Origin of the sequence: Pseudoalteromonas sp. TAB23 (assembly GCF_000498075.1) — a bacterium.
Classification (GTDB): domain Bacteria; phylum Pseudomonadota; class Gammaproteobacteria; order Enterobacterales; family Alteromonadaceae; genus Pseudoalteromonas; species Pseudoalteromonas arctica.
Genome location: NZ_AUTP01000300.1, coordinates 1 through 21,351, shown reverse-complemented (window position 1 = coordinate 21,351; position 21,351 = coordinate 1). Strand labels below are relative to the sequence as shown.

Annotated in this window: 14 protein-coding genes and 2 pseudogenes; 3 read left to right on the top strand and 13 right to left on the bottom strand. The window is 39.6% G+C overall.

Going from position 1 to position 21,351, the window contains the following annotated elements:
- From L654_RS0119095 to trmJ, 7 genes and pseudogenes are all read right to left on the bottom strand, one after another.
- Nucleotides 1-366, bottom strand: a pseudogene (locus L654_RS0119095) (Hsp70 family protein); the annotation flags it as partial.
- A 41-nt stretch (nucleotides 367-407) separates the two neighbouring features.
- A complete protein-coding gene (gene hscB, locus L654_RS0119090) occupies nucleotides 408-935 on the bottom strand; it encodes a co-chaperone HscB (RefSeq protein ID WP_024608792.1) in 528 nt (175 codons plus the stop codon).
- Nucleotides 936-1,017: 82 nt separating this feature from the next.
- Complete coding sequence (gene iscA / locus L654_RS0119085; RefSeq protein ID WP_007377674.1) at nucleotides 1,018-1,341, bottom strand: iron-sulfur cluster assembly protein IscA; 324 nt, start codon at nucleotides 1,339-1,341, stop codon at nucleotides 1,018-1,020.
- Nucleotides 1,342-1,353: 12 nt separating this feature from the next.
- On the bottom strand, nucleotides 1,354-1,737 hold the full coding sequence (iscU, locus tag L654_RS0119080) for a Fe-S cluster assembly scaffold IscU (RefSeq protein ID WP_007377675.1): 384 nt from the start codon (nucleotides 1,735-1,737) through the stop codon (nucleotides 1,354-1,356).
- A gap of 41 nt (nucleotides 1,738-1,778) precedes the next feature.
- Nucleotides 1,779-2,996 carry an IscS subfamily cysteine desulfurase gene (locus tag L654_RS0119075; protein ID WP_002958425.1) on the bottom strand — a complete coding sequence of 406 codons (1,218 nt, stop codon included), beginning with the start codon at nucleotides 2,994-2,996 and terminating at the stop codon, nucleotides 1,779-1,781.
- Between the two features lie 24 nt (nucleotides 2,997-3,020).
- Nucleotides 3,021-3,512: a Fe-S cluster assembly transcriptional regulator IscR gene (gene iscR, locus L654_RS0119070; protein ID WP_007586371.1), complete on the bottom strand. Its 492-nt coding sequence runs from the start codon at nucleotides 3,510-3,512 to the stop codon at nucleotides 3,021-3,023.
- A 236-nt stretch (nucleotides 3,513-3,748) separates the two neighbouring features.
- Nucleotides 3,749-4,474: a tRNA (cytosine(32)/uridine(32)-2'-O)-methyltransferase TrmJ gene (gene trmJ / locus L654_RS0119065; RefSeq protein WP_024589846.1), complete on the bottom strand. Its 726-nt coding sequence runs from the start codon at nucleotides 4,472-4,474 to the stop codon at nucleotides 3,749-3,751.
- A 485-nt stretch (nucleotides 4,475-4,959) separates the two neighbouring features.
- Between trmJ and L654_RS0119060 the strand changes: the two genes are divergently transcribed.
- Nucleotides 4,960-5,955, top strand: coding sequence for a LacI family DNA-binding transcriptional regulator (locus L654_RS0119060; protein ID WP_024608791.1), 996 nt, complete (start codon nucleotides 4,960-4,962; stop codon nucleotides 5,953-5,955).
- Here the strand turns inward: L654_RS0119060 and L654_RS0119055 are convergent.
- The 6 genes from L654_RS0119055 to L654_RS0119030 form a co-directional block, all read right to left on the bottom strand.
- Complete coding sequence (locus L654_RS0119055; protein ID WP_080671247.1) at nucleotides 5,927-7,141, bottom strand: oligosaccharide MFS transporter; 1,215 nt, start codon at nucleotides 7,139-7,141, stop codon at nucleotides 5,927-5,929. The genes L654_RS0119060 and L654_RS0119055 overlap by 29 nt on opposite strands.
- A gap of 61 nt (nucleotides 7,142-7,202) precedes the next feature.
- Nucleotides 7,203-9,215, bottom strand: coding sequence for a glycoside hydrolase family 32 protein (locus L654_RS0119050; RefSeq protein WP_024608789.1), 2,013 nt, complete (start codon nucleotides 9,213-9,215; stop codon nucleotides 7,203-7,205).
- Complete coding sequence (locus tag L654_RS0119045; protein ID WP_002958419.1) at nucleotides 9,202-10,539, bottom strand: sugar porter family MFS transporter; 1,338 nt, start codon at nucleotides 10,537-10,539, stop codon at nucleotides 9,202-9,204. Before L654_RS0119045 ends, L654_RS0119050 begins: the two co-directional genes overlap by 14 nt.
- Nucleotides 10,540-10,589: 50 nt before the next feature.
- Entirely contained in the window at nucleotides 10,590-12,299 is a 1,710-nt protein-coding gene (locus L654_RS0119040; RefSeq protein WP_024608788.1) for a RagB/SusD family nutrient uptake outer membrane protein, read from the bottom strand.
- 33 nt (nucleotides 12,300-12,332) lie between these two features.
- Nucleotides 12,333-15,272 (bottom strand): SusC/RagA family TonB-linked outer membrane protein, encoded by a 2,940-nt coding sequence (locus L654_RS0119035; RefSeq protein ID WP_024608787.1) that lies wholly within the window; start codon nucleotides 15,270-15,272, stop codon nucleotides 12,333-12,335.
- Nucleotides 15,273-15,498: 226 nt separating this feature from the next.
- Nucleotides 15,499-16,416 carry a carbohydrate kinase gene (locus L654_RS0119030; RefSeq protein ID WP_024608786.1) on the bottom strand — a complete coding sequence of 306 codons (918 nt, stop codon included), beginning with the start codon at nucleotides 16,414-16,416 and terminating at the stop codon, nucleotides 15,499-15,501.
- Between the two features lie 320 nt (nucleotides 16,417-16,736).
- Between L654_RS0119030 and L654_RS0119025 the strand changes: the two genes are divergently transcribed.
- Both L654_RS0119025 and L654_RS0119020 read left to right on the top strand, forming a co-directional pair.
- On the top strand, nucleotides 16,737-20,189 hold the full coding sequence (locus L654_RS0119025) for a hypothetical protein (protein ID WP_024608785.1): 3,453 nt from the start codon (nucleotides 16,737-16,739) through the stop codon (nucleotides 20,187-20,189).
- Between the two features lie 864 nt (nucleotides 20,190-21,053).
- Nucleotides 21,054-21,351, top strand: a pseudogene (locus tag L654_RS0119020) (transposase); the annotation flags it as partial.

Here is a 21,351-nt window from a genome sequence, read left to right as displayed (position 1 = left end):
TTGATGCTTTAATTGGGCTGATTTTGCCAGCCGCAGTTTCTATTGCTAGCGCACCATTGTCTTCACAAAACTCATACGGTAATTGGCCATAACTTTGCTCTATTTCAGCCTGAGTTTTGCCTAAAAAACGCTTAACCGAAATAAGTGTATTAGCAGGATCTTGCGTTGCTGCTTGTGCAGCCTCTGCGCCAACAGTAATNCCGACGGTAACATAGCCGCGCCAAGATCATCAGTTAACGTGCGGGCTTCGCCACTTTGTACTGTTGCAACTAATGAATTGGTTGTACCAAGGTCAATACCAATAGCTAGTTTATGTTCGTGTGGTGCCGCGCTCTGCCCCGGCTCAGCAATTTGCAATAATGCCATAATGCTCTTTAAACTCGTGTTGCTCGCTTTGCAGCAAGTAATTAATCGTCAAATAAACTGTCTTCAATGCGCTCTAGTTCGTCACGCAACTTATAAACAAACTTCAGTTTACGAATATTATCTGCGGCAAGTTGATATTGCTGCTCATCGTTACTTGCTAGTTGCTCGGCAAGTTGTGCACTGTACTGCGCGTTTAGTTGCTTAATTTGTTTTTCAAAATTTGCAATCGCAGTATCAGGATCGCTTGATGATGTTAGCTCTTCAAGCTCTTCGCGAAGTTCCATTTGCTGCATTAAAAACATTGGATCTTGCAAGGTTTGCTGCTCTGCACGAATATCAACGCCTAGCTCGCTCAACATATATTCAGCACGTTTTACTGGGTGCTTTAATGTTTGTAGCGCATCGTTAATTTCGGCGGCGCTTTGCACTGCCATTAACTTATCGCGGCTGCTCGCATTAGCGTGGCGATCTGGATGTACAGTACGCTGTAATTCCAAGTAGTGCTTGTTAACCGTTGCTAAATCAATATTGTAATCAACGGGGACTGCAAATAATTCAAAGTAACGCATAACTTCAACCAATAATATTCAGAAATAACAAAGCCCTACATTAACTGGCAGGGCTTATTTATACTACAAAGATATTTTAAGCTTAAACGGTAAAGCTTTCGCCACAACCACACTCATCTGCTTGATTAGGGTTTCTAAATTTAAACCCTTCATTTAAGCCTTCTTTAGTGTAGTCGAGCTCTGTGCCATCGATGTAAACTAAGCTTTTAGCGTCAACAATTAATGTGACACCTTTAGCCGCAAAAGTTTCATCGTCTTCGTTTAAATCGTCAACAAACTCAAGTACATAAGCAAGACCTGAACAGCCCGTCGTTTTAATGCCAACGCGCAGGCCTAAACCTTTACCGCGGTTTGCTAAAAATGATTGTACGCGGTTTGCTGCCGCATCTGTCAATGTCACTGCCATGAGTTTCTCTTCTTACTTCGCTTGTTTGCTTTTGTAGTCTGCAATTGCTGCTTGAATTGCGTCTTCGGCTAAAATTGAACAGTGAATTTTCACTGGTGGTAATTCAAGCTCTGCACTGATATCAGTGTTTTTAATTGTCGCTGCTTCGTCTAGCGTTTTGCCTTTAACCCACTCTGTTACAAGTGAAGATGAAGCAATTGCGCTACCACAACCGTAGGTTTTGAATTTTGCATCTTCAATAACGCCTTCGGCAGATACTTTAATTTGCAATTTCATTACGTCACCACATGCTGGTGCGCCTACCATACCCGTTGCCACTGACGGATCATTCTTATCTAGAGTACCTACGTTACGTGGGTTTTCTACGTGGTCGATTACTTTATCACTATAAGCCATTATTCTATCCTCATTACCTGCTAGGGTATGTGCTCACACTATTAGTGGTGAGCCCATTCAACTGAATCTAAATCAATACCTTCTTGATGCATCTCCCAAAGTGGAGACATCTCACGTAGGCGACCGATAGAGTTTTTCATTAATTCGACGGTGTAATCAATCTCTTCTTCGGTAGTAAAGCGACCAATACTAAAACGAATTGAGCTATGTGCTAATTCGTCGTTACGGCCAAGTGCACGTAATACATAAGAAGGCTCTAAGCTTGCAGATGTACAGGCTGAACCTGACGATACTGCAATGTCTTTTACTGCCATAAGTAACGACTCACCTTCAACAAAGTTAAAGCTGATGTTTACAATGCCAGGTACTGATTGGTCTTGCGTGCCGTTAAAGTATACTTCGTCCATATCAGCCATAATGCCGTCGATTAAACGATTACGTAAGGCGCTGATGTGTGCGTGATCTTTTTCGAAATCTTGCTTAGCAATTTTAAACGCTGTACCCATACCCACTAATTGGTGAGTAGCTAGTGTACCAGAACGCATACCGCGTTCATGTCCGCCACCGTGCATTTGCGCTTCAAGGCGAGCACGTGGTTTACGACGAACGTAAAGTGCGCCAACACCTTTAGGGCCATACACTTTATGTGCAGAGAACGACATAAAATCAACTTTAAGCTGTTGCACGTCGATTAATACTTTACCCGCGCTTTGCGCGGCATCTACGTGGAACATAATTTTACGTTCGCGACACATTTCGCCAATAGTCGCGATATCTTGAATTACACCTAGCTCGTTATTAACGTGCATGATGCTTACAAGTACTGTGTCGTCACGCATTGTGTCGGCAAGTTTTTGTAAATCAAGTAGGCCGTTTTCTTCAACGTCCATGTAAGTTACTTCAAAACCTTGGCGCTCAAGCTCACGACATGTGTCGATTACAGCTTTATGCTCAGTTTTAGCGGTAATAACGTGCTTACCTTTTTTCTTGTAAAACTGTGCTGCACCTTTGATAGCAAGGTTATTTGATTCTGTTGCACCCGATGTGAAAACAATTTCACGTGGGTCTGCATTAATTAAATCAGCAATATCTGTACGTGCTTGGTCAACAGCTTCTTCTGCTTGCCAACCAAAACGGTGTGAGCGTGACGCAGGATTACCAAACTTACCGTCCATTGTCAGGCATTGCATCATTTCTTTAGCAACACGTTCGTCAACAGGCGTGGTCGCTGCGTAATCTAAATAAATCGGTAACTTCATTTCTCTCTCCGCTGCAGGTCAACCTTAAAGTTGACAGCTTACTTGAATGTTTTCCAACTGCTTAATTGCATTATTAATACTGTTATCTTGGCGCGATGCTATTTCTTTCACATCTGATTTTTCCACCAATTCAGCAAGGGTAATATTATTCAAAAATTCTTCTATGCGTGCGCTTAAGTCTGACCACAAATTATGTGTTAAACAACGCATACCACTCTGACAGCCGGTATCGGCACCTTGGCAACGTGTTGCATCGACCGATTCGTCTACGGCGCTAATAATATCGCCAACAGAGATAACGCTCGCTTCACGCCCTAGTAAATAACCACCACCAGGTCCACGAACAGAACTTACTAGGCCATTTTTACGTAAACGAGCAAATAATTGTTCAAGGTAAGACAAAGAAATTTCTTGTCTTTGTGAAATATCAGCAAGGGCTACAGGACCTACACCTGTGTGTAGTGCAACATCCAGCATAGCTGTAACGGCATATCTGCCTTTTGATGTTAACTTCATAACGCCCCCTGCACAAAAGAGTGCAAATTTTAATTACCAGAGTAAATTAGTCAAGTATTATCACTTGATAAAAATTTGATTTAGAAACTCTTACTTTTAAATTGTAGAGTTAACAAATTTTCAATACTTGACCTCTTTGGTCAAGTATTACAGCCATTGTAATTACCTGAGTAATTTAGTCAAGTATTAGCGCGTTAATTAGTCTAGGTCTTTTATAACTAATAGCTATACCTAAGTTACTTAGGGATAGCCTTATTAATTGAGGTGAGAATACCGCGTAAAATATTCATTTCAGCATCTTCAGGGTGAGCTCGGTTAAACAAACGGCGTAATTTAGTCATAACTAAACCAGGGTGTTGCTTGATGATAAAACCTGTTTTAAACAACGTGTCTTCAAGGTGATCATAAAACAGCTCAGTTTGCTTTGAGCTTGGGTAAACTGCATCGTCTTCTTCAACCTTTTTAGGTTGTTGATTTAAAAATGCCATGCGAGTTTCGTAGCTAAGTGTTTGTACGGCCATAGCTAAATTAAGCGAGCTGTACTCTGGATTAGCAGGAATACATACATGGTAATTACAAAGCTGTAATTCTTCATTAGTTAAACCACTGTTTTCACGACCAAATACTAGCGCTACAGGACCATTTACGGCTTCAGCAACGAGCTTTTCACCACATTCACGTGGTTCAACCATTGGCCACGAAAGCGTACGAGAACGCGCACTTGTGCCAATCGTTAATGTACAGTCAGCGATAGCTTCTTCAACAGTACCTACAATAACTGCATTGCCTAAAACATCAGTTGCGCCTGCAGCTAATGCACTTGCTTGGCTGTCTATTTCGCAAGCAGGATCAACTAAATAAAGTTTTGATAAACCCATGGTTTTCATGGCGCGAGCCGCCGAACCAATATTGCCGGAATGTGACGTGTTAACTAAAACAATGCGAATATCATCTAAGATCATTACTGTGCTACTTTGCTATGCCAAAAAATTGCGGAAATTCTAACATGAAAATGTAATAAGATCCTAGATTCAAAAGGCTAGATCCTATGATCAAACCCAATATAACGATTCTTACATGGATAAGTTCTGTCGCTGCAAGCAAAGTATGATTTCAGCGACAAAAGTTGTCGCTGCAAACAAAGCGTGACATACACAGGTTAGATATATGAGTAACTTACAAATAATCTGCAATCATTCACTGACATAAAATACAACCATAGAGTGACATAAAAATAAAATAACTATTACTGCTCAATCTATAACCGGGTGAACTAATGTTTTAAGCTATTATATTGAGAGTATAATTTACTCTAATAACTTAAAAGTAAGCCTATGAATAAGTCTATTTTTAAATAATGGCGATAGCTCAAACCTTAACAAAAACATATAAATAAAGTACTATCTGCTGTTATACTCTTTTTATTCAGAGAGGGTCTTATTCTAGTATGGTTACAATTAAGCAAGTGGCTGTCCACGCAGGTGTTTCATTCAAAACAGTATCGCGAGTGGTCAATAATGATCCAACAGTCAAAAAGATTAACCGCGAGAAGGTTCTTAAAGCAATAAAAGAATTAGATTATCGCCCTAATCGTGCGGCAAGCTTAACGCGACGTAAAAAATCAAACATTTACGCAATTATTGCTGATGAACTGCTTAGTGTTCCTTATACTTTCGATATTATTCGTGGTGCCCAAGAAATTGCTTGGCAGAAAAATAAAGAACTATTGATCCTCAATGTTAACGAAACCCAAGCGAGTATAGACAGAGCTATCGAAAGCCTTTTAGAGTATCGCGTAGAGGGCGTTATATATTCAGCAATGTATCATCGCCAAGTTGTAATCGCTGATGAACTAAAAAAAATCCCAACTATTTTAGCTAACTGCTTCCCTGCTTCAAATAACTTTCCTTGCGTAGTACCTGATGAGCAACAAGCCGGTGAAGATATTACCGATGCATTAATACGTAAAGGCTATCGCCGAATTGCTTTCTTAAACTTAAATGAGCATATAATTGCTGCCAAAGGTCGCAAACAAGGCGTTATAAATTCATTTAAAAAGCACGGCTTACCGCTCGATGATTTACTCATTGAATCGGTTATTTTTTGTCAAGCCGATGGTAGTGATATTTCTACCTCGAGAGAATCTGCGGCGCGAGTGATAGACGAGTTTAAACCTGATGCTATTATTTGTGGTCAAGATCCCATGGCGCTGGAAATTTATTTTGTTGTGCATGATAAAGGAATGATCGTTGGTAAGGACATTGGTATTGCAAGTTTTGATGATTGGGGCAGTATTCCACAATTATTACAACCAAATTTAACCACCATGGCACTACCACATCATGCGATGGGACGTTGGGCAATGGAATACCTCATAGAGCAGCGCACTGATATTGTTCACCACCACTTACCGTTTAAATTGATTGCTCGCAATTCGTTTTAATAACATCTGTTTTTAATGCAAAAAACGATAATACGATAAACACACAGATAACCAAACCCAAATATTGATAGGCTAACGCAAAGCCTACATGATCATATACAACGCCTACCCCGACGGCTAACATTGATGCCACCAATTGCGTAGTGAATTGAAAGCCAATAATATAGATCATCGCTGAATAGCGAGCGTCAAAATGCATATTGATATATTTAAATAACGCAATTAGCATCAGCGGTAATTCAATTGCGTGTAACAATTTCAATAAACTAATGCTGATAGGATCACTAACAACCCCCGAGCAATATATTCGTATCGCCATCAATACACCACTTAACAGCAACGAATTTTTAACGCCCAAATAATTCACCCATTTTACAGCTAAATACAAAATAACCGCTTCAAGGATAACTTGCGCTGAAGTTAAATAGCCAAAAATTTCTCGACCTTGCTCTGGGGTGTCAAAAAAAGAGGTGTAATAAATAGCAAATTGCTGATCAAATACCGCATAAATACAACTAACACCGATCACATACACACTTAACCGCCACAGTCCTGCGATTTTAAAAAAGGCTTTAAGCTGTTTTACAGGAGTAAAAGTTCGAGAAGGCGCTATTTCACTCTGATTTTGTGCGACCTTAACAAAGGCTAAAAAACCTATTAAGCAAACCGCCGCAATGCTTGATAACCAATAATTTAAACTAGGGGATAAATTAAACGATAAACCGGCAAAGTAGCTTGCCATGGCCCAACCTAGTGACCCCCACATTCGAGCTTTACCAAATTCAAAGTTCGTCGAGCGACTTTGTTTATCAATATAACTTTCAAGCGTCCCTACTCCAGCTAAAAATGCACATGAAAAAACGGCACCGCCTAAAATAGCAGCCAGATAAAACTGCGTTTGTAGTAGTGGCGCGTATACATAACTAACAAACGGGCCAATCAACATGATGAAAAATGCAATGAAGTAAAGCAGTGTTTTTTGTAAACCAAGCTTATCTTGCAAGATGCCGTAGCAAGGCATCACGAGTAAAGCCATGATGGAATTAATACTAAAGATAATCCCGACTTTAGCACTATTGAGGCCTACTTCTTGACTAAGCCAAATAGGAAATAATGAAAAAGAAAAAGACCATGCCATAAAATAAACAAACAAAATGACACTTAAGAGTCGATAGTTGCTACTCATATATCGCATAGCCTTGGAGAAAGATTAATGACTCTATAATAATATAGAGTCATTTTGGAAGTTATTTTTCTATTGCTATATTATTTAACTTAACGTCACTAAGCGACAAAGGCTGCTCAGCACTTACTTGTATTTTATTGTAAGGAGAGGTTGGAAAAACAATCGAGGTCATAGAGCTAACCCCTTTATTTACAAACACTTCTACCGACGCTTTATCTACCCATATCTCAACATCGTAATACTCAAGGCCCTTTTGTAATGGGGCTGTTTGTAAAGATGCAAAACCATCTTCAAAGTCTTTTAAACCTGATTGTCTGCGATCAAGTACAAGTTGCCCTTGAGCTGGGTTTAACTGCAGCTTAGTGTATTCACCTGTATCAGAGCTAAGCACGATATCAGTAACTTGCTCAGCGTTTGATAAACTAAAGCTCACCTTAAATTGCCCAGGTTCGATAGTAAACAGCTCATCTAACTGGTAGCTATTTGCGCCAGTTAGGCTTGCCTTTTGTTGTGTGTTACTCAATAAACTATCGAGTTCTCTAATAGGCTGAGAGGCCAAACGCACGCCATTTGCTGTTTGCAATAAGGTTAATTCTCTAGGAATCGTCATTGCACTGCGCCATACTTCAGTGGGTACTTGGTTTGCGTATTGCCAGTTACTCATCCACCCCATAAATAAGTGTCTACCGTCTTTGACATCAGAAAAAGTGACACCTGCATAATTATCTGTGCCGTAGTCTAACCATATTGAAGGTTCATATCTTTCATTTGCTGCATTATCAGAAAATACGATATCAGCGATTTTTATATGCCCCCAATCACCTCGTTCATTATCGACCACTTTAATATAAGCTTGCTGGCCTTTTAATTGACTCACGTTCCAAGAACGCTCTGTCATAGTACCGGTATTATTTCCGCTTGCGGTTTTAACAATCTCGCCATTAACTAACAACTGTATTGCGGTACTGTTGTGATGCTTTCCACCTGCAATTTTGAAGTTAATGAAATCATGATTAATCGCAAATGATTTTGAAGTTAAGGTACCAATTGCCTCATCCGAGCCTTTAAAAGAACTGGCAATGGTATTTGTAGGTTGATCATTTACTATATGAAATGCTTCACCCGATACTTGCCAATTTTTTAAGCCATTTTTGAAGTTAGAAAAATCAAGCCCTTGAGGGAAAACGGCAGGTGTTGTTGTAAGCATTTTTTGATAATCGCTATCCAACACAAATTCTTCACCGTCAAAATCGCCAACAAAATATTGTGTACCAGAACCGCCATTTGGCGCGCCAGGATTAATACTCACTAATAGAACATATTTATATTCGCCGGTGCCTTCAATACGCACGCGAATAAGATCTGGACACTCCCATACACCTGCGTGACTGCCCCAATCAGCGCCGAAGTTACTTTCAAATTGCCATGTTTTTAAATCTTTTGAGCTGTAAAAGCCAATATGATCATCTTGAGCTAATACCATAACCCATTGCTGGGTATCTTCATGCCAACTTACTTTGGGGTCACGAAAGTCACGGATCCCAGGATTTTTTAATACCGGATTATTAGCGTATTTTATCCATGTACGGCCTTTATCGGTGCTATATGCTATACCTTGCGTTTGAAAATCAATCGCTCCCTGTGCCGCCTTTTTATCATCATGATAGGTAAATATAGCCACTAATGGTGGGTTATCTTTACTGCCAAAGCCGCTGCTATTTTGCCAATCAACTACCGCACTGCCAGAGAAGATAGTACCGTGCTCATCAGGAAACAACTTAATTTCTTGATGCTGCCAATTAACCATATCTTTACTAATTGCATGTCCCCAATGCATTGGTCCCCATACAGATGAATCAGGATTATGCTGGTAAAACAGATGATATTCGCCTTGGTAGTAAACCATACCATTAGGATCGTTCATCCAATGCTTTTCAGGAGTAAAATGAAAAACAGGTCGAAACGCCTCTTTGCTCGGTTTATCTGTCCCCTTAAGGGCTGTTTGTTCAGTTGGGTTTGTCATGCTACATGCTGCCAAAAATGATGAAATTAAAACTAAATTAACGGTTCGCATCTAATGCTCCATGCTTATTATTGGTATCTAATGAAATTGCTTCTAAAGAACATCCCTTTGTTTCTGGCATAAACCACACAACAAAAATCAATTGCCCTAACATCATTAAAGTAAAGAAAGTGAATACTTCAGTGGCACTAAAACGTTCTAAGAAAAATGGCATAAGTAAAGTGATTGCTGCGGCAAAAAACCAATGCGTACCGGAGCCTAAAGACTGCCCTTTTGAACGTACTTTGTTCGGGAATATTTCTGCAATGAAGACCCAAATAACGGTACCTTGGCCAATGGCATGAGCGGCAATAAACACAAATACAAACGCTACAACCGTTAAGCCTCCAGAGTCAGTACTAAATGCCCACGCCACGACAGAGAGGGAAATAACGTAGCCAATTGAGCCGATATACATCAGCGAACGTCGGCCAAATTTATCAATCAACGATAAACCCAGCATGGTAAAACATAAGTTAACCACGCCAATTCCAGCGCCTGAAAGTAAGGATTGATTTACATCCAATCCTGCAAGTTCAAATACGCGCGGTGCATAATAAATAATAAAGTTAATGCCAGATAATTGATTAAATGCGGCAAATAAAAATGCAAATAAAGCCGCCTTATTGTAACTACCACCAAATAGCTTTGATTGACTGTTTTGTAACTTGTCGCGTTCTATGTCATTTAATACTTGGTCTGGGTTTTGTTCACCTAAAGTAACTAAGATTGAACGCGCTTTAGCTTTTTCGTTTTTCTTTTGCACTAACCAACGTGGGCTTTCAGGTGCCTTAATGATCATTAATAAATAAGCTAAGGCCGGTATTGCCTCCACACCTAACATTAAACGCCAGTCAATTGCAGATGTTCCTGCAATCAAAAAATTAGAAACAAACGCAACTAAAATACCAAATACAATTTGAAACTGATAAAGCGCGACCAAACGCCCACGGTACTTAGCAGGTGCAATCTCAGAGATATAAGCAGGTACAACAATTGAAGAAATACCCACTCCCACGCCACCAATAAACCGTAGTAAGGCGAAGCTATATGCGTCAGGTGCCATGGCGGAGCCAAGCGCCGAAACTAAAAACAACACACCGACTAAAATCAATGTGGGTTTTCTACCCCACTTATCGCATGGATAATTACCAGTTAAGGCACCAAGTAGAGTTCCCCACAAAGCTGAAGACATAATAAATAAGCCATGAAATAACGAGCTCGTATTCCATAATGCTTGAATAGGTTTATCCGCACCGGATATAACAGCAGTATCAAAGCCGAATAAAAAACCAGCAACTGCAACAGTGACTGACCAGTAAATAATTTTTTTCATAATCACTCTTAAAACTTAAAGCTTAAAAGGTGGGCCGAAACCCACCACTATTAATAACCTGGGTTTTGTGTGTACGACCCACCACTTAAAATAATTTGCTGGTTTGGAATAGGTAAATACTCATGCTTACCTTTAGTGAAAATAGCATCGACCAAATAAGGTTTGCGTACAGCTTCAATTGCTAAGTAACTATCAATAGTTTCTTTTGCTATTCCCCAACGCACTAAGTCGAAAAAGCGATGTCCTTCAAGCCCTAATTCTAAACGTCGCTCAAAGCGCAGTGCTGCTCTTGCTAGCTCTTTAGAACCAAAACTTGCATATAAGCCAATGTTATAAATACTCGCGTTATGCAATCTATCGGTGCTGTGTTTAGCGCGTTCACGAATACGGTTAATGATTGGCAATGCTTCGTCATATCTGTCTAACTCAATTAATGCTTCTGCTTTCCAAAGCAATACATCAGCGTAACGGATAAGCGGTGTATTTAATGAAAAGATTGGAAAAGGGCCATTCTCACCACGACAACTACAGTCAGGGTGTTCAAGATCTTTCATTGCCGTAAAGTTGCCATATATACCTGGTGCGCGTGCCCAACTATCACCGCCATGGATCAAGTTGTCATCATACTTAAATGGTTTACCTTCCATTGCCACTGTGTGATCTAAGCGAGGGTCAACTGAGTCAGTCGTCATGTCGTAGTTAAAGTCGTTAAAAGAGTCGAATAATGGCAAACCTTGTTGGTCTGTTTTAAACGCATTAACAAAATTTTCTGTTGGCACATGAAAACCACAACAGCCAAAACCACCAGCCATTGGCGCATTTAATGCACTAGGCCAGCTACCACGTCCATCTGGAGAGCCGTCATTTAGAGAGCGCTGAATAGCAAAAACTGATTCTTTACCATTTTCACTTTCAAACAAAAAGTTATTCGCGTAATCATCAAATAAGCCATAGACGCCGGCCTCTTCAATTTCATCAACCAGGGCCACTACTTTTACAAGTTTATCTTTATTAATATTAATAACTTGATGTAGCTCATTCTGCTCATACGCTTGGTAGAGCAATGTTTTAGCTAGATATGCCTTAGCTGATAACGCTGAAGCGCGCCCTACATCTTCTTGGGTTTGTGGTAAATTGTTTGCAGCAAACTCAAAATCTGCGGCAATTTTATCCCATAGCTCCTGATCGCTCAGCTCACGATTAGTAGCGCTAAGAATTTGATCTTGAGTCATTGTTTCATCAATCCACGGGATATGCTTATGATGTATTTTTAAATCAAAGTAGAAAATACTGCGAATGAACCGCAGTTCGGATTGTTTTGCAGCACTGTTTTCAATAGCATCTGGCGCATTTGCGATTACCGCTAATGCTGAGTTTGCTCTTGAAATACCGGTGTAATTACGTACCCACTTCTTATTATTCAAATCAATCAAATCTGGCGGGAAAGACTCCATATCAGGCACTATTGGTTGATATAGAGACAAAGCATGATAAGCAAAGATATCACCAGGTCCATTACCGCCTTTGTGAGCGTCTCCGGCACGTAAGTTTCCTGTCGGCCATAAAAAGTTAGGGGCAGTATAATGATCATTGCCTAGATATGAGTAGGCAGCAATGACCAAAGCATCTATATTTTCACTGTTAGAAACTTGCTCTTCGGTTAATACCCCAGAAGGTGCAACATCAAGATCAGAACCACCACACGATGCTAAAGAAAGCGCGAGTGTAGCTGCTGTAAATAGTGTTTTAATTTTATTCATAATATGTGCTCGTATCGTTGTCGTTTTAATAAATCAAAAAGAAAGGTTCACGCCTAACGTGATACGTTTTGGAATTGGGAAGTTGCCGTTTGGAGTTTCTGGATCTTGGCTTAGCGTCCCCGATGGCGTAATGGTCAATAAGTTACTGCCCTGCAAATAAATTCGTGCAGAACTAATACCGTATTGATTTAACCACTGTTCATCAGGTGTATAACCGATAGATAAGTTGCGAAGCTTGAGGTAGCTGCCATCTTCCCAAAACAAACTTGATTGACGGCCTTCACCATTGTTATCGATTAAAGTTAATGCCGGTACATTACTGTCAGTATTATTAACTGACCATGCATCAAGAACGCGATCACCGTAGTTAGAACCTATATTTAATGATGTAAAGTCAGTAAACCCACGCCAGCTATTACGTATCTCACCTCCCTGAACACCTTGCCAGAACATATTGAAATCCCAATTTTTGTATTTGAAATTCATGTTCAATCCATACATAAAGTCAGGATCAGTATCGGTGAAAAAGCTTTGATCGTTTTCATCAATCACGCCATTACCGTCTAAATCTTTCCAGCGAACTCGACCTAAACCAGCCCCAGATTGCGCTGCGTGAGCATCTATTTCATCTTGATTTTGGAATAACCCATCGGCGACATAACCATAAACAGAGTTAATAGAATGACCAACAATCGTTTTATCAACACCATTGCCACCAAATGAATTCACAACGTCTCCAGGTAACGAAACAACCTTATTTTTAGCCGAAGAAATGTTAAAGCTAATATCGACATCGATATCACCATCTAAGCTATCAAAAGTAAGATAGTCGGCGTATCCAATAAGAAACTCAAAACCAGAGTTTTCAATTGTGCCACCATTAACCCATTGCTGAGCACCTTCGCCCAATGTTGCAAGCGGATTGGTTAACGTTAAAATATCTTCTGTGGTTTTTTCAAACCAATCGATACTGCCGTATATGGTTTCGTAACGCATACCAAAATCAAGACCAATGTTTGTTTGCGTTGATGTTTCCCACTTTAGGTCATCATTCCCTGTTTGTGCTTTTACAAACCCAGATGGAAGCGTGCCGCCATTAGCACCGCCTATATCATAAGCGGTCCCTTCATCTTGCCGATCAGTGAATAATGACTGTGTTGCATAACGACTTAAATACGTTGTGTATGTTGCATCGGTAGGTATCTCTTGATTACCCGTTTTGCCCCAACTAGCACGAAGCTTTAAGGTAGATAAAAATTCAATATCATAGAATGATTCATTGCTGATCACCCAACCTGCAGAGATAGCTGGGAAATTTCCATAACTATTATTACTACCAAAACGAGATGAGCCATCACGACGTATTGTTAAGCCTGCTAAATAGCGGTCATCAAAGTTATAGTCCATACGCGCAAAATAAGAATTAAGAGACCATTTATCACCATCCCCTTCTACACGAACATCACCTGTTGCTTGTGATAAATGAGCATAATCACGATCATCAGACGCAAAACCTGAACCAAAACCAACAGACCCTTCATACTCATAATCTATTTGTTCTGTACCGAGCAAAAACGTAAAATGATTTTCGTTTAAATCAAGCTTATATTCGGCGGTATTAGTCCAGCTAAAACTACTATTCCAATTTTCTGTCACTGACAGCTGATCACCATAATTTAGTGAGCCTGCTTGAAAAGCACGGGTATAGTTTCTGAAGTAATATTGCCCGTAGTCTAAACCGATAGAGCTTTTTAACGTTAAGTCCTCTATTGCTTCATATTCAACAAAAATATTTCCCATTAATTTATTGAACCTACTAACATTATCACGGTTCATTTCGATAATTCTGACAGGGTTATCTCGGTCAGTTACGCCAGGAACCGGTCCTCCCCAGCCACCTACCTCGTTGTACACAGGAACGATAGATTGTTGCTCTATAGCCAAACCCAATATTTCACCAGCTCTAGCATTGATTAGGTTTGACTCTTGATTGGTTACAGTGAAATTTTCACCTATTTTTAATTTATCTGTTAGTTGGTAATCAGAATTGACCCTAAAACTAATGCGTTCAAATTCAGAACCATCAACAACACCTTCTGAATTAAAGTAACCTAATGAACTATAAATAGAGGCGTTCTCAGAACCACCTGAAACTGAAAAGTTAAGATCAGTGACCTTAGCTGTACGAGTGACCTCATCAAACCAGTTAGTGTCAGCAGGACGCTGAACTTGTTGAGGATCGGTATACGTGGGCAATATTACTGAGTTTAGCTGTGGGTTATTGTAGTCACCATTCCAATCATAGCTATATAATGGGCTCGCTGCATTTGGATCTGAACCATCGTTAACAGCAGCCTGCCATACAACCTGCCCACGTTGTTTGGTATTTAGCGGATTTAGGTCATAACTATAGGCATCTTGAGATTGATTAACTGAAAAATTGAAATCCAGCCCTTCATTCCCTTTTTTGGTTGTGATAATTATGACTCCATTACCAGAGCGAGCACCAAAAATACTTGCAGCTGCCGCATCTCTTAGCACCTGTATATCAGCAATATCATGGCTATTAAGTTCATGCATTCCAGATTTAGTTGGTACGCCATCAATAACATATAATGGATCGTTATTTCCTAAAGGCCCTAAACCTTGACCACGTATTCGTACCGTCGCAGTAGAGTCAGGTGAACCATTCGTTGTAATTTGTAGACCTGGCACCCTCCCTTGCAAGTTTTGCATTATATTGCCTGAAGGCTGGTCTACTAAATCTTCAAGGTCAACCGTACTCACTGCGCCTGTTAAATCTTGTTTTTTAACACTTCCATAACCATATGAAACTTCAATAACTTCAATACCATCATTAGGAGTAATTTCATTTTTTTGCTGCTCGGCGGCAAAAAGACTTAATGGCAATGAACAACCTAGCAGTATAGTGCTAACACTTACTGCTAGTTTAGTTTTGTGAAATATGAGCATTGTGTGTCCTCATTTTAATTTTACTTTTTAATATTGATTTCAGCATTCAATTAAACAACGTTGTCTTTTGTGTGTAAAAAAATACTTTTTTTATCGTTCTTAAGTTGCTTTAGTAAACCAGACAAACAAAACAACGTTGTCTTTTTAACATTTAAAAAACATCTATTCAATATAAATAACAAATAAATTTATTAAAATAATCAAAATTTAAAATTAACGCTTTACGCTAACATGGTTCGATAAATTCTAAGATTTGCTGATGCGTTATATCTGGTGTTGCCCCTAACTGCTGAGCAACCATAGCTCCGGCAGCACAAGCAAAATCAATCGCCTGTTGCGGATCGTTTTGAATGCAAAGTTGATAAATTAAAGCCCCCAAAAACGAATCCCCTGCACCAACAGTATCCACAACATCGATCAGGTAGCCTGAGTTATAGTAGTTTTTACCTTTAATCGATAATAAAGCACCATGGTTTCCTTTCGTCACGCACAAAAACTCTGTGTTGGTTTGCTTTGCTATAAATGCTAAGTTTTGCTCTAATGAATGGTATTTACACCCCATTCCTTTTGCTATTTCATATAGCTCTTCATCATTGAGCTTGATAAAGTCAGCTTTATTCATCAACTTAATTAAACTTTCTAACTGATAGTGAGGTGCACGTAAATTTACATCAAACACTTTAAATTTTGCCAAATCTAAAAGTTGATCTAATGAACTCATAGAGCTTTCTGTTCGAGCAATTAAACTACCAAATACAAACACATCTGCACTTTTCACCTTATCTATAACTCGTTGCGATAAACTTATATTGTCCCATGCAGTATCAAGCACAATCTGATAATTGGCCGATCCGCTCTGATCAAGCTTCACTTCAACCACACTCGTTGGCTTAGACTCATGAACATAAATAAACTCTTTAGAGAGCCCTTTTTGCTCAATCTCAGATAGTAGTGCTTCACCTAATTTGTCATTACCAACAGCACTTATCATATGTGCCTTTAGGCCTAGTGAATTAAAACGAAAGCACATGTTTAAAGGAGCACCACCTAAACGCATACCGGACTCAAAGCAATCCCACAGTACCTCTCCAAAACATGTTAAATTAATTTCTTCAGCCTTTTTGCTGCTTATTACAATACTCACCGAGTTGCTCCCTTTATTATTTAGACCATTTCCAAATAAATTTTCACACTATAAATTCGTAACAATATCCTCTAGATAAATCAGGGAGAAATGGCCACGAATAGTAAAAGTTGTATTTAAATACACAATTACAGCCATTGTGTAAAATACATGTTGCAAAAAATAAAGATAACATCTACCTTAAAAAAAGACAACGTTGTTTATTTTAAAAGTATTACTCTGTAACAATAAGAAAAGTTAAGGAAATGAAGTTTTTAATAAATATATTCAATAACTTAAACACACACAAACACAACAATAATAGTTGTGGAGGAATAAGCATGAAAACAAAGCAAGACATAGCACTTTGCTGGAAAAAAACGGGGCTCGCGTTACTTATATCTTTAACGACAGCCTGCTCTGGTGATCACAAAAACCAACAAGAAGATGATTACAAACTGATCATTCTAGAAGAAGGACAAACCGCTGCTGACGTTATTAATAAAGATGAAAGCGACAGTGATGATGAACCAAATACAGATGACATTCCAATAACTTCCAACCCTGAAAGCGAAGGTCAACCATTATTTTACAACCCTGAAAATACAGAGCAAGTACTATCTGGCTTTGAGTTTTGTTGTGGTGGTAATAACACCTTTCAAGCTCATGGGTTTGATAAATTAACAGGTGATTTTTCTAAATTTGATGGTGGTTTTTGGGCTGCAGATATTTCAGGTCATTTAGGTGAGCGCGTATTTTCGAGCTTTGCGGATGGCTTTGATTTAGAAGGTGAAGCACTTGGGCAACTAGGCTTTTCCGCTACAGGTTCGATGATAAGTCCTAAATTTACAATACAATCAAACTATATCAATTTTTTAATTGGTGGTGGCAATAATGGCATAACAGACGCAAATACAACCGCAATTGCACTTGTTGTTGATAATAAGATAGTTCGTCAAGCAAGTGGAAGCAATACTGCAATGCAAGTTGATTGGCAAACATGGGATGTCAGCGAGTTTAGCTCTCAAGAAGGGCAAATTAAATTTATTGACCATCATGCTGATGATAATTCAGATACTGACTTACCATATTTATTAGTCGACGAAATTCGCCAAGCCGACAGTGCAGCCAAAGTTCCTAGTCAAAATAGTAAGTTGATAAAGAAAATAAAAAAAACCACCGCACCTGCTAGTACTGGCCAAGCCGCATTCACTCGTGTATCAAATGCTGAGCAAAATATTGCGGGTTTTGAATTTTGTTGCGGTAAGTTTAATACCTACGCAAACCATGACTTTAGAGCAACTGGCGATATGGCCAAATTAGATGGTGGTTGGTGGGCTGCAGACATCACAAACCATGTTGGTGAGAGAGTTTTTTCTAGCCGCGCCGATGGTTTTTTAGCAGATGGGAGCCAATTAGGCTGGATTGGTAACGAAGCTACCGGCACACTTTCTTCGCCCCCATTCACGATTACACATGACTATGTAAACTTTCTAATTGGTGGTGGTACAAACCCATTTGATACTGAAAAAGCGACAGCAATTGTCCTGCGAATAAATGGCAAAATTGTCAGGCATGCCACAGGTAACGGGCAATCAGATAAGCTCGATTGGTTTACTTGGGATGTTAATAGCTTAATCGGTGAAACAGCTGTTATTGAAATCATTGATCAGGATGACACTGCAGACGAAACTGCACTTGCATTTATTATGGCTGATGAATTTAAATTATCAGAGTATGCAGCCGTTGACCCGTCGAGTGAAAGTATTGTCACCCAACTGGATCAACACACGATACCTTTACCATTAACGATGGCTGACCCTAACCCTGTATTTTTAAACGGTGAGTTTTATATTTATTATTTAATTGATACCGCATTTCATGATTGGTATCTAACCCGAACCACAGATCTAATTAATGGTACATTCCCACAACGTGTTCTAGAAGCGACGGGAGATGCACAAACACAAGACCAATGGACCGGATCTGGTAGTGTTATTAAAGATAAAGACAATGTAGCTCATTTATTTTACTCAGGACACAATCTCGATTTTTCTCCTGTCGAAGCTGTTATGCATGCAAAAGCAACAGATAACACGCTGACTAAATGGGAAAAACAAGTTAATAGCACATTCAGTGGTACAGGATCATATAGCGACTTTGACTTTCGTGATCCTGACGTTTTTTATAACAAACAAAGCAACAACTATTGGATGTTATTAACTAGTCGATATAACGCAGATGCAGCTATTGCTCTTTATACTTCGAGCGATCTCAAAACTTGGGAAGCGCAAGAGCCGATTTATACTGCAAACAAACCACTTAACTTTGAGGTTCCTGATTGGGTGAGCTTCAATAACGGACAAGCAATAATTTACTCTGATCAAAATAATAATGAGCGCGATGTAAAATATTTAGTAAAGAATGAAGACACATGGGTACCTGGTCGATACCCTTCACTAGATGGAGAATTTTACTACGCAGGAAGAACTGCAAGCTCCCCTACTCAAACCCTGATGTTTGGTTGGGTCGCCCATAAAAATACCCGCTCAAATATAGGCAGTGCTGATTTTGGTGGTGACTTAGCAATTCATCAAGTATCAATGACAGAATCGGGAGAACTAGCGGTATCAATTCCTGAGCAATACTTAAGCGCATTAGCAACACCAATAGATGAAAATGCACAAACCCAATCAGCACAAACCAATAATGATAATTCACTATTAGTCTCACCAGGTGATCAAGTATTACTAGGTAGTAACAATAAAATCAACCGTCTTCACTTTAGTATTTCGAGTGAAGATACCGACAACCGATTTGGTCTGATATTTCCCGCTTATGAAGAGACTACGCAAACGGCTAATATAGAAATAAACACAGCCACAGAAACAGCTACTTTTTACTTCGGCGATTCACTTACTCAATCAAACTCTAACATCACCCTCACACCTGAACTAGAAGGCAAACCTCTATTCAATCGAGAGGCAGACCTGACTCAGCATATAGCTGGTTTTGAATTTTGCTGCGGCGGTTATAACACCCTCCAAGCCCACGGTTTTAATAATCTAACTGGAGACTTCTCTAAACTAGATGGAGGTTGGTGGGGGGCCGATGTAAACAACAACGTTGGCGAACGAGTTTTTTCCAGCTTTGCAGATGGCTATGATGAAGATGGAACTGCATTAGGGTGGATAGGTTACTCAGCAACAGGAAAAATGGATAGCCCGTCATTTGTAATCTCACAGCAATATATTAATTTCAAGATAGGTGGGGGTTCAAATCAGTTTGCCCACCCTAAAGCAACTGCAGTTGTGCTTATAGTGGACGGTAAAGTTGTACGTAGTCAATCTGGTAAAAATACACAACCCGATGAGAATAATAAACTAACAATGCAATGGGCAACCTGGGATGTTGAAGAGTTCATAGGGAAAACAGCCTTTATACAGTTTATTGATCTTCATAATGACGATGGCTCAGACAACAGCTTAGCTTACCTTCTAGCTGATGAATTCAGGGCAGCAGCATTACCTGCGGTACTGGGTGAGCAATCCGCACCTACTTCAGAAAGTCGAATCGACTCACAAGTTACTGTTCCTATCAATTTACAACAAGGGGTAACCGTGGATCTTCTTTTACAACCAGAAAGTGGCTTTGGTACCGCATATATCAATGATTTTAGAGCGCTAACCTTTAGGCTTTATGACTTAGATAAACGCCAAGTAGGCATCTATAGTAAACAAGGTACACTCAACGTAAGTGAAATGTCACGCTTCTCTGAGGCAGTAAACCCTTAATAAACTACCTCAGAGGTTTGCAACTAGAGCCTCTGAGGTTTAATTCCTATATTGTAATGCCATGAAAAATTTTGCTTTGCTGATTTGCGGCCCATATCAGTAAGGCACTAACCATGTAACGATCGACTAGTTTTGGCCAACATTGAAATACATTGACACCCACCATAATTATTTTTTGAAAACAATAAACACATTTTGTATGGGAGATGAACCGCCCATTGCACTTCCTACTAATAAAAAGTGCATGTTAGATGCTGTGGTGCTCCCCCTGTGTCAGGATAATTGTGCATTCACTTTCGTTTGTCCGCGCAAGGTCAACTGCTCATGCTTTTACCAATAATGAAACCAGCGCCTTGAATAGTGCCATGATGAGGTTAACCGATGAATGTCTCGGCTCTGGCATCCTGCTTCGCTCTACCTTCTAAATCCATTTAGTCGTAGTACCCCAGCGACTCCAAAAGGATATGGAAAAACCTGGCTGCGATGAGCTCGCAATAATCGATTACTGCGTAACGCGCCTATATGTGTTTGCCGTAAGCTACTTGCTTAACTGCCCCATCAACAGACGAAGTAAACGAATTTGTTTATTGAATTAGAGTTGATTTTGAATTGACCGTCAATTTATAAAAACGGTCAAAAAAGATACTAGTGCCTATTGATAGAGTTAGGCTCATATGCGTTATAGCCGCTTTATTCACTATCTATTACCATGAAATAAGATGAATTAATTAAGTTACCTTCAGAAAAAACTCTTATACCCCATTTCCCCGGCTCAACTTCGTAGTCTTGTAGTGGCATAGTTAATTTGGCCACCCATTAAGAAAGAAATGTTATGCTAATAAGCATACAAATTTGGGTGAAAAAATGACGAAATTAAAACGCGCAACGTATTCTGCTGCAATCAAATTAGAAACAGCTCAGCTTGTAGTTGATCAAGGCTACACGCAAGAAGATGCAGCTAAAGCTATGGGGGTTGGTAAATCAACTGTAAGTAAGTGGGTAACTCAATTAAAGCAAGAACGGAATGGCCAGTCCCCATTGGCTTCACCAATGACGCCTGAACAAATTGAAATCCGCGAACTTAAAAAGCAAATCCAACGCATTGAATTAGAAAAGGATATATTAAAAAAGGCTACCGCTCTCTTGATGTCCGACTCCCTGA

Coding starts and splice junctions, on each gene's coding strand:
- hscB (WP_024608792.1), bottom strand. CDS start 935: ATGCGTTACTTTGAATTATTTGCAGTCCCCGTTGATTACAATATTGAT.
- iscA (WP_007377674.1), bottom strand. CDS start 1,341: ATGGCAGTGACATTGACAGATGCGGCAGCAAACCGCGTACAATCATTT.
- iscU (WP_007377675.1), bottom strand. CDS start 1,737: ATGGCTTATAGTGATAAAGTAATCGACCACGTAGAAAACCCACGTAAC.
- L654_RS0119075 (WP_002958425.1), bottom strand. CDS start 2,996: ATGAAGTTACCGATTTATTTAGATTACGCAGCGACCACGCCTGTTGAC.
- iscR (WP_007586371.1), bottom strand. CDS start 3,512: ATGAAGTTAACATCAAAAGGCAGATATGCCGTTACAGCTATGCTGGAT.
- trmJ (WP_024589846.1), bottom strand. CDS start 4,474: ATGATCTTAGATGATATTCGCATTGTTTTAGTTAACACGTCACATTCC.
- L654_RS0119060 (WP_024608791.1), top strand. CDS start 4,960: ATGGTTACAATTAAGCAAGTGGCTGTCCACGCAGGTGTTTCATTCAAA.
- L654_RS0119055 (WP_080671247.1), bottom strand. CDS start 7,141: ATGAGTAGCAACTATCGACTCTTAAGTGTCATTTTGTTTGTTTATTTT.
- L654_RS0119050 (WP_024608789.1), bottom strand. CDS start 9,215: ATGCGAACCGTTAATTTAGTTTTAATTTCATCATTTTTGGCAGCATGT.
- L654_RS0119045 (WP_002958419.1), bottom strand. CDS start 10,539: ATGAAAAAAATTATTTACTGGTCAGTCACTGTTGCAGTTGCTGGTTTT.
- L654_RS0119040 (WP_024608788.1), bottom strand. CDS start 12,299: ATGAATAAAATTAAAACACTATTTACAGCAGCTACACTCGCGCTTTCT.
- L654_RS0119035 (WP_024608787.1), bottom strand. CDS start 15,272: ATGCTCATATTTCACAAAACTAAACTAGCAGTAAGTGTTAGCACTATA.
- L654_RS0119025 (WP_024608785.1), top strand. CDS start 16,737: ATGAAAACAAAGCAAGACATAGCACTTTGCTGGAAAAAAACGGGGCTC.